The following is a 14,911-nucleotide window of genomic DNA, read 5'->3' as shown; positions in this document are numbered from 1 at the left end:
ATTAACATTAACGGATCAATTACAATTATTTTTAGTGATCCTTAATACAAAGCTATTTTCAGGAGAAAAGGATACAAGGGCATTTATCACATTTTCGTCCTGGTTTTTTTCGTATTCCAGTTGAAAAATATCCTTTTTTTGTCTTGAAGGCAGCACTTCCTGTAAATTTTCCAGTGTCAGCATTACCGGCAGGTTTTTAGAAGCTTTTCCAAAGAAATAAGCCGGAAAGACATTTGGATAAAAACTATGCTCAGAGTGGGCGTTGATAAGTTCGTTTATTAAATGATTAACAGGAATATTATACTGATCAATTGCTGCCAGGTTAGCATTATAATGGATACGTATATTAGAGGAGTTGATTCCGTTTTCTACAATTTTTATTAAGGAGAGATTCCCATCCTCATATTCAAAATCAAAGATTTTTTGAGGGATATTGGCTGAATTAATGAACTGAATATTTTTAAGGTACCCACTGTCGGTATAAGAAAGCAGGCTGTATTCGGGCGATTCCTTTTTTTGTATTTTAATTATTCTGCCTGACTCGTTTGTTGTTAACTCGTAGGTGTTCCAGTTGAGGTTACGAATAATAATTTTATTGTTAAAGTACTGGTAGGAAATTTCCTGATTTAGATTTTCGTCCTGTGAAAAAGCTGCTTTTATAGAACTTATCCTTCCTGTTGTGTCATAAGAATACGTAAAATCAGCTGAAGATTTATCGTATAATTGTTTTAAGGAAGTAATAGGGCAGCCTACAGGGATGGGAAGCCCTTGATCGGAAACAATAGTAGTTTCGTTAGATTTTTCACATCGGAATAAAAAAGCAGATGTAAAAACAAAAAGTAACAGATTTTTTTTAGTCTTTAAAAGCGAAATCATTGAAAGAGAGGCGTTTTAAATTTTCTGCAAAGTTAAAAATTTAACTCTCTTTTCCCAAGCATCTTTACAGTTTTGAAAATCAGGCTAATCCTTCCAGGCTGATTTGTCGTTTTATGCTTTCCTCCAAGGATATAAAAGTTTCCGTCCGCTGAATTCCTTCTACAGCTTGAATCGATTCATTTAAAACATGTCGTAAATGATTGGTGTCTCTGCAAACTATTTTTGCAAACATACTATAGGCACCCGTGCAATAATGCAGCTCTACTATTTCGTTAACTTTTTTAAGTTTTTCAACAGCATCTTTATAAATGGATCCTTTTTCAAGATAGATGCCCAGAAATGCACAAATATCATATCCTATTTTTTGGGCGTCAATAATCAGGTTTGAGCCTTTTATAATTCCCAGATCCTGCATTTTTTTCATCCTGACATGAATGGTACCCCCGGATACTATCAGTCGTTTGGCAATTTCAGTATATGGAATAGTTGCATCTTCCATCAGCAATCCCAGAATCTGCATATCCAGATTATCAATTTCTAAATTTAAGCCCCTTTTTTCCATTTAGATTTTAAAAGTTATCAATTTAAAATCTAAGTAAATAAAAAATTTACAAAAATTAAAATATTCTATTAAAAAATTTGCAATAAATATGGAGATTGATTTAAATTTGTATCAAGCAAATGAAAAAATGCTTCGATCTTTGTAGGGTGGTGAAATTGGCAGACACACCTCCTTGTCTCGGTGGCGGAGAGCATGGGAAATCCGGTTCGTATTCGAAGCGGGGTAACCACTCCTTGAAGGTTCGACTCCTTCCCCTACAGCTCCTTTCGTTTATTTAGGTTTATAATTGGTTAGTTTGAGCACCTGCCCATCGGGTGCTTTGTTCCCTGAGCCTGGATAATCTTTCAAAATTTTAATTAATTCCCTTTTTGGCGATAAAATACTTTACTTTGAAAGATTAAAAATATAGTCATGTATAAAATTCTTCTTGAAGCGCATTCAGGACTTCGTTTCGTTGTTCTGCTGTTATTGGTACTATCAATTGTAACTGCTTTTGTAGGCTGGTTTGGTAATAAAAATTATTCCGGAGGAAATAAAAAGCTCTACCTGTTTACACTGATATTTACTCATATCCAGCTTCTTATCGGCTTATTCCTGTATTTTGTCAGTCCGTTTGCTAAACCCGGAGAAATGGGAACTGCAATGAAAGATGACACGTTTAGGTACTGGACAGTAGAACATGGCGTCCTGATGATTATTGCTATTGTATTGATTACAATGGGATATTCGAAATCTAAAAAACTACTTTCAGACACGGCTAAACATAAAACTGTTGCTATTTTTTATACGCTTGCAGTTTTAATAATTGTTATAGCTATTGTATTAAGCGGACGCCCATTGCTGGGAATGAGCAGATAATTTTTAAAAAAATTCGTTTTTTTATTTTTATTTCTATTTTTGCTGAAATGAATATTACAAAACATACACAAAACTGGTGGTGGAGCTCACTAAAATTTGCACCGGGTAAAGTATGTTGAAGAAATAGATTCACCAAACCTAAAACAATAAATGAAAACCCGATGCATTATACGTCGGGTTTTTTTGTTGATATACCCGAACAATTTGAGGATTATCTTTAAGAAAATAACATGAAAAATTTTAAGTTATATACGTCTTACAAAAAACTGCTGGCCGATACGACAACGCCGGTAAGTATCTATTTAAGGATCAGGGATGTGTTTCCCAACAGCATATTGCTGGAGAGTTCCGATTACCATAGCCGCGAAAACAGCATGAGCTATGTTTGCTGTGATCCGATAGCTGGAATTGTCCTTTCAAACAGTAAGCTTAAAACTTATTTCCCTTCTGGAGAATCGGAAGAAGTACCGGCTGATGGTTTAAATTTACTTGGGGAAGTTGCAGCCTTCCGAAACCGGTTTCAATCTGATGAAAATGCTTCATTTAAATTTATATCAAACGGGCTTTTCGGATATTTTAATTATAATACCATTGAGTATTTCGAAGATATCAAGCTGGCAGAAAAAGAAGAAAAATTCAAAATTCCGTTATTACAATACCATGTTTATCGCTATGTAATTGCAATTGATCATTTTAAGAACGAGCTGTATATTTTTGAGCATCATGCTGACGAACCTGAAAACCGAGGCTTAGAGAAAATCGAATACATCATTCAAAATAAAAACTTCCCCGAATACCAGTTTTATTCATCCGGAGAAGAAAGCTCTAATCTCACAGATGATGAATTTATTGAAGTGGTGATAAATATGAAAAAGCATATTTACCGGGGGGATGTTTTTCAAATTGTACCATCAAGGGCTTTTTCCAAGCCTTTCCAGGGCGACGAGTTTAATGTTTATCGTGCGTTACGATCAATAAATCCGTCTCCTTATTTATTCTATTTCGATTACGGAAATTTTAAGCTTTTTGGATCGTCTCCAGAAGCGCAGCTTACAATAAAAAACCGCGAAGCAAGTATTTATCCGATTGCAGGAACGTTTAAGCGTACGGGAAACGATGTAGTGGATGCACAGCTTGCCGAGCAGCTTGAAAAAGATCCGAAAGAAAGTGCAGAACATGTAATGCTGGTTGATCTGGCCAGGAACGATTTAAGCCGGCATTGCAGCGAAGTGCAGGTAAAGGCGTTTAAGGAGGTTCAATACTATTCGCACCTGATACACCTGGTATCGAAAGTAAGCGGAAAACTGCAGGAAAATGCCGATCCTTTTTACGTAGTAGGCGATACATTCCCGGCAGGAACTTTGAGCGGAGCCCCGAAACACATGGCTATGCAACTCATCGACCGCTATGAAAAATCTCCCCGCAGCTTTTACAGCGGGGCCATCGGATTTATGGGTTTTAACGGAGATTTCAATCATGCCATTATGATACGTTCATTCCTTAGCCATAACAACGTTTTAAATTACAGGGCCGGAGCCGGAATTGTTGCCGATTCTGATCCTCAGAGTGAGCTTAATGAAGTAAATAACAAAATAATGGCACTGAGGAAAGCCATAGAAATGGCAGAAAGCTTAAATGTAGTTTTGGCAAATAAATAGCAGACAATGAAAATATTAGTGATAGATAATTATGATTCCTTTACTTTTAATCTGGTTCATTTGTTAAATGAATGCGGATATGAAGCAACAGTATGGAGAAATGATAAGTTCTCTATTGATCAGGTTGAAGAGTTTGATAAAATACTGCTTTCTCCCGGTCCGGGTATTCCTTCCGAAGCGGGTTTGCTCCTGGATGTAATTAAAACATATTCACCGAAAAAAAGCATCTTAGGAGTTTGTTTAGGAATGCAGGCAATTGGTGAAGTATTTGGTGGAAACTTATACAACCTGACAAGGCCTGTGCATGGAAGGGCTACAGAAATGAAAGTGCTGGATGATGAGGATCCTTTGTTTAAAAATCTGCCCGAACAATTTAATATCGGGAGATATCATTCCTGGGCTGTAAGTACAAAGGGTTTTCCTGACGATTTAAAAGTAACTGCACAAGATACAGATGGAGTAATTATGGCCCTTCGCCATAAAAACCTGGATGTAAGCGGAGTTCAGTTTCATCCCGAGTCGGTGCTTACAGAACATGGAAAACAACTGATAAAAAACTGGCTGGAGAATTAATTGATATATGAATATTCTGGATAAGATTGTACTAAAAAAAAGGGAGGAAATAAAAGAATCCCGAAAGGAGATTTCCATTATTGAATTAGAAGAGAGTGAGCTTTTTCACAGGCCCTGCTATTCATTACGTGACTTTATCTTAGACCCGTCTAAAACGGGCATAATTGCAGAATTCAAAAGGGCGTCTCCATCAAAAGGGATAATTAACGATAAGGTTTCGGTTCAGGAAGTAACCAGAGGATATGCAGCTGCAGAAGCTTCTGCCCTGTCAGTTTTAACAGATAATAGCTTTTTTGGGGGACACAAACAGGATTTGACGGCAGCACGAAAAGCAAATTCAATTCCCGTTCTCCGTAAAGATTTCATGCTTGACGAATACCAGGTAATTGAAGCGAAAGCATGGGGAGCAGATGTTATACTACTTATTGCAGCTATTCTGGAACCGAAAGAAATTTTACAATTGGGACGACTGGCAAAGAGCCTTGGAATGAGCGTTTTACTTGAAGTGCATAATAAAGAAGAGCTAAGCCGCAGTATATGCGAATATGTAGATGCTGTGGGAGTAAATAACCGTAATTTAACTGATTTTACAGTTTCAGTGCAGCATTCGTATGATCTTGCTCCTCTTATTCCTGACGAATTTATAAAAGTATCCGAAAGTGGAATAAGTGATCCACAAACAATAAAAGAATTAAAAACGGCAGGTTTTCAGGGATTTTTGATTGGAGAAAATTTCATGAAGGAAGAAGATCCGGGAGAGGCCATAAGTGCTTTTGTTCGAAAATTAAAAAGCTGATAATAGAAGACGCTACTTAAATCAAATGAATATTCCTGAATCAGGAATATAAACTTTTTGTTAAAAATAAATGGCCAGAGAGAAATATTACGATACGGCAGTAAAACCTGAAAAAGCGGTTCTTGTAGGAATTATTACACCTAACGAAACAGAAGAACAGGAACGTGAATACCTGGAAGAACTGCAATTTTTAGTAGAAACGGCAGGCGGCGAAACTGTTAAGTCATTTACTCAGAAGATGCTTCGACCGGAGCGGGCTACCTTTGTAGGTACCGGTAAGCTGGAAGAAATAAATGCTTTTGTAAAAGCAGAAGAAATAGATATTGTTGTTTTTGATGATGAGCTTACACCGTCACAGTTAAGAAATATAGAGCGGGAGCTGCAGGTAAAGATATTAGACAGAAGTAACCTGATACTTGATATTTTTGCCCGCAGGGCCCAAACAGCTCAGGCTAAAACGCAGGTTGAGCTGGCTCAGCTTCAGTACCTTTTGCCACGTTTAACGCGATTATGGACTCACCTTGAACGTCAAAAGGGAGGTATCGGAATGCGTGGACCGGGTGAAACGCAGATTGAAAGTGACAGAAGGCTGATCCTCAATAAAATATCCCTTCTGAAGGAGAAACTCAAGCAGATAGACCGCCAGAATGAAACGCAGCGAAAAAATCGGGTTCAATTAGTTAGGGTTGCTTTGGTAGGATACACAAATGTTGGTAAATCTACTATCATGAACATGATTTCAAAATCTGAAGTATTTGCAGAAAATAAACTTTTTGCTACGCTGGATACCACTGTACGGAAAGTTGTTATTGAAAATCTTCCTTTTTTGCTTTCAGATACGGTTGGTTTTATCCGTAAACTTCCCCATCACCTGGTAGAATGCTTCAAATCAACACTGGATGAAGTTCGGGAAGCCGATATTCTTATTCATGTTGTTGATATTTCGCATCCAAATTTTGAAGATCAGATTCGTACGGTAAATGAAACTTTAAAAGATCTGGGAGCGGTAGATAAACAAGTAATTACTGTGTTTAATAAAATTGATGCGTATGTGCCCGAACACCAGCAGGAAGAAGAACATGTGTCATTAACACTCGAAGACTTTAAACGCAGCTGGATGAGTAAACATAATAGTCCTGCTATTTTTATATCTGCATTAAATAAGGAAAACATTGATGAGTTCAGGGCCTTATTATATGATAAAGTGAAGGATATTCATACAAAGCGCTATCCTTACGATAAGTTGTTATATTAAATAAATGTATTAGGTTTTACCTAAAAAAATTAACTATCACTAAATCCTCCATTATGGAAAGCAAACGGCAACAAAAATTTGCAGGAGTAATACAAAAAGATCTGGCAGAAATATTTCAAAGGGAAGGAATGAATTTCCTGCCCAATACGCTGGTAACAATAACAAAAGTACGTGTTACGCCTGACCTGGCAATTGCACGTGTGTTTTTAAGCTTTTTTAACAATCAGAATACCGGCCTTGCACTGAATACTATTAAAGCCCATGCAAGCGAAATAAGATATAAACTGGGTAACAGGATTAAAGATCAGGTAAGAATAATTCCGCATCTGGAATTTTTTGTGGATGACACCAATGAGTATGTAGAGCGGATGGATAAAATATTCGATAAGATAAGCAAGGAACCAAGGCAGGAAGATCCGGAAGAATAATAAAAAGGATGAATGCAGAGCGTCGTCTTTCAGGCTTGAAAGAATATCTAAGGGCGAATAAGCACCTGATTGGTAAAATTGTTGATTTTAATCCTGAGAAAGATAAGTTTCTTGCTTTTGATTTTACTTCAAACAATAAAACTCTTACTGCTGATACAATTGCCGATACCGGCACATTTAGTAAATGGATCGAAGATAAACTGCGTCAGCAGAATGCAAAATTCGGGCTGGGAGGATATAATGAACTTAGAACGCTTTACAATCAGCGGGCATTATTCAATGAAGGTGAAGAGCCGCGACAGCTGCATTTGGGAGTAGATATCTGGGCGCCGGCGCACACCTGCATTTATTCCCCACTGGAAGGAAAGGTACACAGTTTTAAAAATAATGAAGGTACTGGAAATTATGGGGCAACTATCATTCTGGAACATAATTTAAAAGATATTACTTTATTTTCCTTATTCGGACATTTAAGCCTGAAAAGTCTGGCAGGGTTAATAAAAGGAAAGATAATAAGCACCGGAACTGCTTTTGCCGAATTAGGTAACGCTAACGAAAACGGAAACTGGCCGCCTCACCTGCATTACCAGTTAATTTTTGACCTGAACGATACTGAAGGCGACTATCCCGGGGTTTGCCGTCTTTCAGAAAAAAACAAGTATCTACAAAATTGTCCTGATCCAAACTTAATACTGCAGCATACATTTGGATAGCAGGATATTTTGTAAATTAGTATATGATTTACAGGCTTCTATCTCTTTTGATTTTTTCTTCTTTGCTTTCTTCTGCCCTTGCTCAGCCCACATTTAAAGGTGGCCCGGTTTACCTGAACTCGTTTATAGTAAATAACCAGATATATCCTGAATATTCGAAATCAAATTGCTTACAGGGCACAATAGATGTAGAATTTAAACTGAACCATTCAGGCCGGATTTATTTTTCAAGAGTAAAGCGTGGCTTTGGAACTGATCTGGATATCGAAGCGTTAAGAATTGTTCGTTTAACTTCCGGAAAATGGATCGTTCCTGCAGATCATGATACAACCGTAGCAATTGTTCTTCCTGTTAATTTCACATTAAAAGAATACAATTGCGAAAATCAGTCGAAAGACAATATCTCTGCTGCTATAGCTGCTTACAAAGCACGGCAAGACCTTACCAATGCCGTTTTAAATTACTACGACAAAAAATCCCAGGGGAAAGTAGATCCGGGGCAGGAGGTTGAAATAGAGAACCTGAAACAGCAACTGGGATACAACGAAAAATTTATAACACGTAAACTCAGACAAGCTCAGCAAAAGCTCAAACAGGGCGACCGGCAGGGAGCTTGTGAAGATTTTAATTTTATAAGAAAACTGGGCAGTGACAGAGCAGATCAGCTCCTGGAAAAATACTGCCAGTAAGACGGCTTTTGCTGTTAATCTTACTACTGCTTTTAATCTCCAATTTCAAAAAAACTCATTCCTGTAAATCTCGTTGTAAAAAGAAAGTGTTATGATATGAGATTTCAAAATAAAGTATGTCTTGTAACAGGCGGCAGTTCAGGCATCGGCCTTGCAACAAGTTTACGTTTTGCCGCCGAAGGCGGTAAGATTGTTATAATAGCAAGAAATGAGCAGGAAGGAAATGAGGCTGTTGAGCAAATAAAAAAAACCAATGGGGAGGCTATTTTTGTAAAAACAGACATTGCCGAACCAGACCAGATAAAACACTGTGTTGAAACAGTGTTGCAAAAATACGGCCGTATAGACGTTTTGGTAAACAATGCAGCAATGATGACTTTTAAGCGGATTGTTGATCTGGAACTGGAAGAATGGGATAAGGTGATGGCAGTAAATCTGCGGTCAATTTTTGTTTTCTGTAAACTTTGTCTTCCCCACATGAAAAACGGGGCTGTAGTTAATATAAGCTCAGTTCATGGCCACCAAACAACACCCAATGTGTTGCCTTATGCAGCTTCTAAAGGAGGCATTGAAGCGTTTACTCGCGGATTAAGTATTGAATATAAGCCTGAGCAGGCAAGATTTAATGCCGTGGCGCCGGGAGCTGTAGATACGCCAATGCTATGGTCTAATCCAAACGTTAAGAACGGAACAGAAAAAATAGAAGGTGCCATTGGAAAGCCCGAAGAACTTGCCGCTGCCATTTGCTTTCTTGCCTCAGAAGAAGCTTCTTACATAAATGGAACCACCCTGGTGGTCGATGGCGGAAGATTAGATATTCTTTAAACTTACCCTGGTCATCTATGAAAAACAAATTCATGTTTTCTACCGGTATTGAAAACAGTTATCCGGTTATTTATTCTGAAGGCAAAAAAATAAGAATTGATGAGCTTGAAAAGACAGGGCACTACAAATTCTGGAAAGAAGATTTTCAGCTTGTTAAAGAAATGGGGATAGAATTTTTGCGATACGGTCCGCCGTATTATTCTACCCATATTGGCCCGGGCAAATACAATTGGGATTTTTCAGATGAAACCTTTAGGGAACTACACCGGCTCAATATAACTCCCATCGTAGATCTTTGCCATTTTGGCGTTCCGGATTGGGTTGATAGCTTTCAAAATAATGAGTGGCCTTATTATTTTGCGGAGTACGCCAAAGCGTTTGCTAAACGCTTTCCTTATATCCAGTTTTATACTCCGGTTAACGAAATATTTATTGCCGCTACCTTTTCAGCCCAATATGGTTGGTGGAACGAATGCCTTACTACTGACAAAACTTTTGTAAATGCATTAAAAAACCTCTGCAAAGCAAACGTCCTTGCAATGCAGGCTATACTTGAAGTTCAGCATGAAGCTACTTTTATACAAAGTGAATCTTCAGAATATTTTCATGCAGAAGATCCTTCCTGCCGTGATACAGCCGACTTTTTAAATGAAAAGCGCTTCTTGTCACTCGATCTCTCATACGGTCATCCGGTAACTGTTCCATTATATAAATATTTAATGGATAATGGAATGACAGATAAAGAGTATCAGTGGTTCGAGCAGAATTATATCAAAGCAAAGTGTATTATGGGGAATGACTATTATGTAACCAATGAGCATACCGTTCATGCAGACGGAACTACTTCTGCTTCTGGTGAAATTTTTGGCTACTACATAATTACTCATCAGTATTACAACCGCTACCGGTTACCTGTAATGCATACCGAAACTAATATTTCTGAACCTGACTCGGTAAGATGGCTGAAAAAAGAGTGGGCTAATTTGTATCGTTTTAAGCAGGATGGCTTTCCAATTGTGGGTTTTACCTGGTATAGTTTAACAGACCAGGTTGACTGGGATTCCGCGTTGACAAAGAATGCAGGTAACGTAAATCCCCTCGGATTGTATGATCTGGACCGGAAAATCCGTCCGGTAGGAGAAGAGTATAAAAAGCTGATAAAAGTGTGGCGGGACATTCTGGAAGAAGAAAGTTATGGCCTGCACTTTATTTATTAAAGTTATATTTACTACTTTAATAAATAATGCTCTTTTAATTACATGAAAACATTACTTCAGATTTTCGGGATACTTGACCTTATCAGTATTATCCTTTTTGCTCCTCAAGCCTGGCTGCTGGTAAACAACTTTGCAGCGTTACCCCCCAGTACTTTTCTTACAATAGTTTCGGTTTTACGAATTATAGTCTTTCTTTCTTTGTTTGTTTCAGCAACCGGCAGTCTGCTGCTAAAACGATTTGGAATTATAACCTATTATTTCCAGTTCCTGTTCAGATTTTTAACACTTATCCTCACTTTTGGATTTATTACCTATTTAAATGATTTTTTTGCTTCTGAGGCTATAATAAAAGTTTTGCTTGGCATAGCCGTTTTTGGTGAATTTTTACGTTTATACTATAGTTACAAAGTTCAGAAAGAGCTGTTTTGAGAAAAAAGAAGAGCCCCTTTTTCTTAAAAGTTAAAAGTTTATTTGTCTTATTGGGCGCACTTTTTTAAATTGAGCGTTTAAAACGCTCAAAAATGAAAAATATTTTACTAGCCGGTATTTTTTTATGCCTTTATTCAACCATTGGGTTGTCTCAAACTTCTCCATTTGGAAAAATTGAAATAGCAGAACTCGAATTAACTGAATGCCCTTTTGAAAAGGATGCCAATGCAATGGTAATTTTTGATAAGGCAGATGTTTATTTTGATCAAAATTTTGATATCGTTATGAAAAGACATAAACGAATCAAGATATTTAATGACAAAGCTAAAGATGTTGCCAATATCCGGCTTGAATTTCTGGGTGGAAACAAGTTGGAGGACATCTACAGCATACAAGCTCAAACCATCAACCTAAGCAATGGTAAACCTGAGATAATTAAACTAGATAAGAAATCAATATATACTGAAAATATTGATAAGTATAAAAAAGCGGTGATATTCACTTTTCCGCAAGTAAAAGACGGCTCTATTATAGAATTTAAATACGAATGGAAAACACAAAGTTTAGCAAACTTCCCCGACTGGTATTTCCAGAGCGAAATACCCGTAAAGTACAGCGAAATAGAAACAGAAATACCAGAATTTTTTTATTATAAAACACAAACCAAAATAAAACAGGAGTATGTAAAAAATAGCACCGAATCGAATTCTAAGTCGATGAGTGCTATAGGAGGATCTGTTAGCGAATCTTTTTTGGTTGAAAAACAAATAAGAGCACTTGCAAACATTCCGTCTTTGCCTGAGGAACCTTTTATGACATCTACTAATGATAATCTGGAAAGTGTTCTCTTCCAATTAACCATGATTAAACCCAGGTTTGGACTGGTGAAGTCTTTCGCCGACACCTGGCCTAAAGTAGGGGGAGTTTTAGCAGATGATGAAGATTTTGGCGGACAGCTAAGAAGAAAACTTGAAGGTGAAGAGGCTATAATTTTAAAGGCTAAAACATTAAAAACTAATGAAGAAAAGATAGCCTATGTATTTAATGAAGTTAAAAATACAATGAAGTGGAATGGAGTTAACCGTTGGTACACTAATGATGGAACTTCAAAAGCGTGGGATAAGAAATCGGGTAATTCTTCCGAAGTAAACTTAATTGTTTATCACTTACTAACCAAGGCAGGTATTAAAGCTTACCCAATGGTAGTTAGCACAAAAGACCACGGAAAAGTGTATGTTGCTTATCCTTCCCTGTCGCATTTTAATAAAGCAGTTACTTATGTTCCTATAGATAGCACTAAATCTTTTATCCTAGATGCAACTGATAAATACCAGCCCTACTTCCAGATTCCATCAGACCTTCTTAATTCCTTTGGTTTGTATATTGATAAAGAAAATAAAAAATATGATCTAATAGAAATTGTAAAAAATAAGCCGGTAAGACAAGCTACCTACGTATCTGCCGAGATAAAACCCGAAGGAAAAATTGAAGGTACAGTTACAATGAGTAACCTTGATTACAAAAAATCAGATATAGTACGACGTTATAAAACAGACGGAGAGGATAAGTACAAAGAATATCTGACAGGAGAAGATAATTCTTTAAAAATAACATCGCTGAAATTGGAAAATGCAGAGGTAGATACCTTACCCTTAACTCAACAAATTTCCTTTAATAAGGAAATGACAGGAGCTGAAGGAGACTATTTGTATTTAAATCCGAACATATTTACATACTTAAAATCTAATCCTTTTCTTAATGAAAAAAGAGTAACAGATATCGATTTCGGATACAAGAATAATTACAACATTTCCGGAATATTTAAAATTCCTGCAGGCTATAAAATTGAATCATTGCCAAAAAGTATTAACATGATAATGCCTGATAAGAGTATAAGTTTTAATCGCATAACTGGCGAACAGGATGGTGCCATTGTCATTCGTATGTCTTTAGACTTTAAAAAAACAATATTCTTCAAAGAAGATTATGGAGATCTGTATGAATTTTATAAGCAGTTGTTTAATTTATTGAATGAACAGGTTGTATTGAAGAAAATCTAATATGAAAAATAGTTTAAGTCTTCTATTATTTTTATCAATAACAGCCACTTCAACAACACTTTTTGCTCAAAAAAATGCTGAAATCCCTATAGATCTGTTTAAATCGTCTACTATTCCTGATTCATTGAAGCAAAACTCAAATTCTGTAATTCGTTATTCTTTAACGAGTATTGTAGTTAAGTCTCCCGGAGAAGCGGTAAAGACGGCTCATAAACTGGTAACTATTCTGAATGAGAAAGCCGGTGACGAGGCCTTGATGATACTGCCTTATGATAAATTCAGCACAATAAATAGTGCTGAAATGAGAGTATATAATTCAGAGGGGGAGTTAATAAAAAAATACAAGAAAGGCGATATGTATGATGGATCACTCACCGGGGGTTCTACTATAGTATCAGATGACCGGTTTAAAGGTCTTAAACATACTATTGCTTCATATCCTGTAACTGTTGAAACAATAACGGAGGAAACAGAAAGCGGTTTTTTAGATTTGGATAGCTGGGTGATACAGGACGAGGAGCAGGCTGTTCAGCGGGCAGTATTTACCATAACAGGAAGTGCTGAAAATCCTCTGTTTTACAAGGCCCGGAATATTTCTTTGCAGCCTTCAAAGTACTCAGAAAATAACAAAGATACCTTTACATGGAAAGTGGGAGGGTTAAAGGCTGTAAAATCTGAGGAAGGAACACCTTCCTGGCTTGTTCTTCCCCGCATTTCTTTTTCGGTAAGTATATTTAAATACGATGGACATGAGGGAAGAATGGATACCTGGAAAAACTTTGGACTATGGATTAATGAGCTGAATGCTGATGTAAATACATTGTCAGCAGAAAGATCTGAACAAATAAAACAATTGGTTGCCCATATTAAGGAGGACAAGGATAAAGCAAAATTTCTTTATGAATACCTACAGAAAGAAATGCGCTATGTTAGTATTCAGTTAGGAATTGGAGGTTTCAAACCTTTCTCCGCTACTTTTGTAGACCAGAAAAAATACGGTGATTGCAAAGCTCTTGCCAATTATATGCATGCCCTTTTAAAAGCGGTTAATATACCTTCTTATTATGCTATAATTCGGGCAGGGGATAATGAAGAGCCGGCAGATCCTGAATTTGTAGCCAGTAGTTTTAATCACGCAATATTATGTATTCCACTTAAAGGAGATACTACCTGGATAGATTGTACAAGCAATACTAACCCTTTTGGAAAATTAGGCACCTTTACGGAAAACAGAAATGCATTATTAATTACAGAAGAAGGAGGAAGGCTGGCAAATACACCGGTAAGTAAAATGCAGGATAATGTTTTTGAGAGTGAATCTGTAATTACTTTAAATGAAGATGGTTCTGCAAAAGCTACACTTAGTCTTAAAACAACGGGGGGTTACCGTGATATGCTCTTAGGGAATGCTTATAGAAAGCTGGATGATCAGAAAAAGTTTCTAATTAACTATCTCAGGCTAAAACAACCGGATGTATTTGAAATGTCGCAAGGAAACGATAAAGACGGAAAAAAAGAAAGTTCCTTTAACTTTGATTATGCTCGGTTTAACGATATGGCAGCAGGGAATAAACTGTTCCTTCGGCCCAGGCTATTGGATATCTGGACAAGTACTCTTCCTGCTAAAAGTACCCGTAAGTACGATTATTATTTTGATCATCCTATGCTGAAAAAGAATACTACCGTTATTGAGCTTCCTAAAGGTTTCGAAATAGAATCTCTTCCTGCTAATACTGATATTAAATTTAGCTACGGGAACTTCAAAACAACTTACACATACAAGAAAGAAAATAATCAGTTAACATGTTACTCTGAATTTCAAATTACAAACCATGTAATTCCTGCAGAAAAATATGCAGAAATGCAGGAGTTTATGGAAAATGTCTCTAAATCACTCAACAAAAAACTTGTAATAAATAAGAAGATTTAACAGCTTTCCCTCTTATTTGTATATTTATACAATCTATTACTC

General features: G+C 36.8%; 15 protein-coding genes and 1 tRNA gene. 14 read left to right on the top strand and 2 right to left on the bottom strand.

Annotated features, from left to right (window positions below; translation table 11 throughout):
• Positions 1 to 15: 15 nt before the first annotated feature.
• Complete coding sequence (locus ACLCDL_RS13080) at positions 16 to 876, bottom strand: hypothetical protein (RefSeq protein WP_423148770.1); 861 nt, start codon at positions 874 to 876, stop codon at positions 16 to 18.
• A gap of 79 nt (positions 877 to 955) precedes the next feature.
• Positions 956 to 1,438 carry an Lrp/AsnC ligand binding domain-containing protein gene (locus ACLCDL_RS13075; protein WP_423148769.1) on the bottom strand — a complete coding sequence of 161 codons (483 nt, stop codon included), beginning with the start codon at positions 1,436 to 1,438 and terminating at the stop codon, positions 956 to 958.
• A gap of 140 nt (positions 1,439 to 1,578) precedes the next feature.
• Here ACLCDL_RS13075 and ACLCDL_RS13070 point away from each other — a divergent pair.
• The 14 genes from ACLCDL_RS13070 to ACLCDL_RS13005 all read left to right on the top strand — a co-directional run bounded on the left by ACLCDL_RS13070 (position 1,579) and on the right by ACLCDL_RS13005 (position 14,869).
• Positions 1,579 to 1,698 (top strand) — tRNA-Asp (locus ACLCDL_RS13070).
• Between the two features lie 151 nt (positions 1,699 to 1,849).
• On the top strand, positions 1,850 to 2,296 hold the full coding sequence (locus ACLCDL_RS13065; RefSeq protein WP_423148767.1) for a cytochrome B: 447 nt from the start codon (positions 1,850 to 1,852) through the stop codon (positions 2,294 to 2,296).
• A 230-nt stretch (positions 2,297 to 2,526) separates the two neighbouring features.
• Positions 2,527 to 3,954, top strand: a complete 1,428-nt coding sequence (locus ACLCDL_RS13060) for an anthranilate synthase component I family protein (RefSeq protein ID WP_423148766.1) — start codon at positions 2,527 to 2,529, stop codon at positions 3,952 to 3,954.
• Positions 3,955 to 3,960: 6 nt separating this feature from the next.
• On the top strand, positions 3,961 to 4,527 hold the full coding sequence (locus ACLCDL_RS13055; RefSeq protein WP_423148765.1) for an anthranilate synthase component II: 567 nt from the start codon (positions 3,961 to 3,963) through the stop codon (positions 4,525 to 4,527).
• Between the two features lie 7 nt (positions 4,528 to 4,534).
• Positions 4,535 to 5,323: an indole-3-glycerol phosphate synthase TrpC gene (gene trpC / locus ACLCDL_RS13050; RefSeq protein ID WP_423148764.1), complete on the top strand. Its 789-nt coding sequence runs from the start codon at positions 4,535 to 4,537 to the stop codon at positions 5,321 to 5,323.
• A 70-nt stretch (positions 5,324 to 5,393) separates the two neighbouring features.
• Positions 5,394 to 6,578: a GTPase HflX gene (gene hflX, locus ACLCDL_RS13045; protein WP_423148763.1), complete on the top strand. Its 1,185-nt coding sequence runs from the start codon at positions 5,394 to 5,396 to the stop codon at positions 6,576 to 6,578.
• A gap of 53 nt (positions 6,579 to 6,631) precedes the next feature.
• On the top strand, positions 6,632 to 7,006 hold the full coding sequence (rbfA, locus tag ACLCDL_RS13040) for a 30S ribosome-binding factor RbfA (RefSeq protein WP_423148762.1): 375 nt from the start codon (positions 6,632 to 6,634) through the stop codon (positions 7,004 to 7,006).
• Between the two features lie 8 nt (positions 7,007 to 7,014).
• The gene (locus ACLCDL_RS13035) at positions 7,015 to 7,719 is read left to right on the top strand and encodes a peptidoglycan DD-metalloendopeptidase family protein (RefSeq protein ID WP_423148761.1); all 705 of its coding nucleotides are present in this window, start codon (positions 7,015 to 7,017) and stop codon (positions 7,717 to 7,719) included.
• 23 nt (positions 7,720 to 7,742) lie between these two features.
• Positions 7,743 to 8,408, top strand: coding sequence for a TonB family protein (locus ACLCDL_RS13030; RefSeq protein WP_423148760.1), 666 nt, complete (start codon positions 7,743 to 7,745; stop codon positions 8,406 to 8,408).
• A gap of 96 nt (positions 8,409 to 8,504) precedes the next feature.
• Positions 8,505 to 9,233 carry an SDR family NAD(P)-dependent oxidoreductase gene (locus ACLCDL_RS13025; protein WP_423148759.1) on the top strand — a complete coding sequence of 243 codons (729 nt, stop codon included), beginning with the start codon at positions 8,505 to 8,507 and terminating at the stop codon, positions 9,231 to 9,233.
• 17 nt (positions 9,234 to 9,250) lie between these two features.
• Positions 9,251 to 10,450 carry a family 1 glycosylhydrolase gene (locus tag ACLCDL_RS13020; protein ID WP_423148758.1) on the top strand — a complete coding sequence of 400 codons (1,200 nt, stop codon included), beginning with the start codon at positions 9,251 to 9,253 and terminating at the stop codon, positions 10,448 to 10,450.
• A gap of 42 nt (positions 10,451 to 10,492) precedes the next feature.
• Positions 10,493 to 10,879, top strand: coding sequence for a hypothetical protein (locus tag ACLCDL_RS13015; protein ID WP_423148757.1), 387 nt, complete (start codon positions 10,493 to 10,495; stop codon positions 10,877 to 10,879).
• 92 nt (positions 10,880 to 10,971) lie between these two features.
• The gene (locus tag ACLCDL_RS13010) at positions 10,972 to 12,939 is read left to right on the top strand and encodes a DUF3857 domain-containing protein (RefSeq protein ID WP_423148756.1); all 1,968 of its coding nucleotides are present in this window, start codon (positions 10,972 to 10,974) and stop codon (positions 12,937 to 12,939) included.
• 1 nt (position 12,940) lies between these two features.
• Positions 12,941 to 14,869, top strand: coding sequence for a DUF3857 domain-containing protein (locus tag ACLCDL_RS13005; RefSeq protein WP_423148755.1), 1,929 nt, complete (start codon positions 12,941 to 12,943; stop codon positions 14,867 to 14,869).
• Positions 14,870 to 14,911: the final 42 nt, after the last annotated feature.

This window comes from Rubrilithobacter danxiaensis (assembly GCF_047272945.1).
In the GTDB taxonomy this organism is placed as follows: Bacteria; Bacteroidota; Bacteroidia; order Sphingobacteriales; family Sphingobacteriaceae; genus Rubrolithibacter; species Rubrolithibacter danxiaensis.
The sequence above is the reverse complement of the archived record's forward strand: the minus strand, read 5'-3'. Positions and strand labels throughout refer to the sequence as shown.

What these genes read in the sequence shown, in the direction of transcription:
- ACLCDL_RS13055 (WP_423148765.1), top strand. Translation starts at nt 3,961, where the DNA reads ATGAAAATATTAGTGATAGATAATTATGATTCCTTTACTTTTAATCTG.
- hflX (WP_423148763.1), top strand. Translation starts at nt 5,394, where the DNA reads ATGGCCAGAGAGAAATATTACGATACGGCAGTAAAACCTGAAAAAGCG.
- ACLCDL_RS13010 (WP_423148756.1), top strand. Translation starts at nt 10,972, where the DNA reads ATGAAAAATATTTTACTAGCCGGTATTTTTTTATGCCTTTATTCAACC.
- trpC (WP_423148764.1), top strand. Translation starts at nt 4,535, where the DNA reads ATGAATATTCTGGATAAGATTGTACTAAAAAAAAGGGAGGAAATAAAA.
- ACLCDL_RS13025 (WP_423148759.1), top strand. Translation starts at nt 8,505, where the DNA reads ATGAGATTTCAAAATAAAGTATGTCTTGTAACAGGCGGCAGTTCAGGC.
- ACLCDL_RS13035 (WP_423148761.1), top strand. Translation starts at nt 7,015, where the DNA reads ATGAATGCAGAGCGTCGTCTTTCAGGCTTGAAAGAATATCTAAGGGCG.
- ACLCDL_RS13015 (WP_423148757.1), top strand. Translation starts at nt 10,493, where the DNA reads ATGAAAACATTACTTCAGATTTTCGGGATACTTGACCTTATCAGTATT.
- ACLCDL_RS13020 (WP_423148758.1), top strand. Translation starts at nt 9,251, where the DNA reads ATGAAAAACAAATTCATGTTTTCTACCGGTATTGAAAACAGTTATCCG.
- ACLCDL_RS13060 (WP_423148766.1), top strand. Translation starts at nt 2,527, where the DNA reads ATGAAAAATTTTAAGTTATATACGTCTTACAAAAAACTGCTGGCCGAT.
- ACLCDL_RS13005 (WP_423148755.1), top strand. Translation starts at nt 12,941, where the DNA reads ATGAAAAATAGTTTAAGTCTTCTATTATTTTTATCAATAACAGCCACT.
- ACLCDL_RS13065 (WP_423148767.1), top strand. Translation starts at nt 1,850, where the DNA reads ATGTATAAAATTCTTCTTGAAGCGCATTCAGGACTTCGTTTCGTTGTT.
- ACLCDL_RS13080 (WP_423148770.1), bottom strand. Translation starts at nt 876, where the DNA reads ATGATTTCGCTTTTAAAGACTAAAAAAAATCTGTTACTTTTTGTTTTT.
- ACLCDL_RS13030 (WP_423148760.1), top strand. Translation starts at nt 7,743, where the DNA reads ATGATTTACAGGCTTCTATCTCTTTTGATTTTTTCTTCTTTGCTTTCT.
- rbfA (WP_423148762.1), top strand. Translation starts at nt 6,632, where the DNA reads ATGGAAAGCAAACGGCAACAAAAATTTGCAGGAGTAATACAAAAAGAT.
- ACLCDL_RS13075 (WP_423148769.1), bottom strand. Translation starts at nt 1,438, where the DNA reads ATGGAAAAAAGGGGCTTAAATTTAGAAATTGATAATCTGGATATGCAG.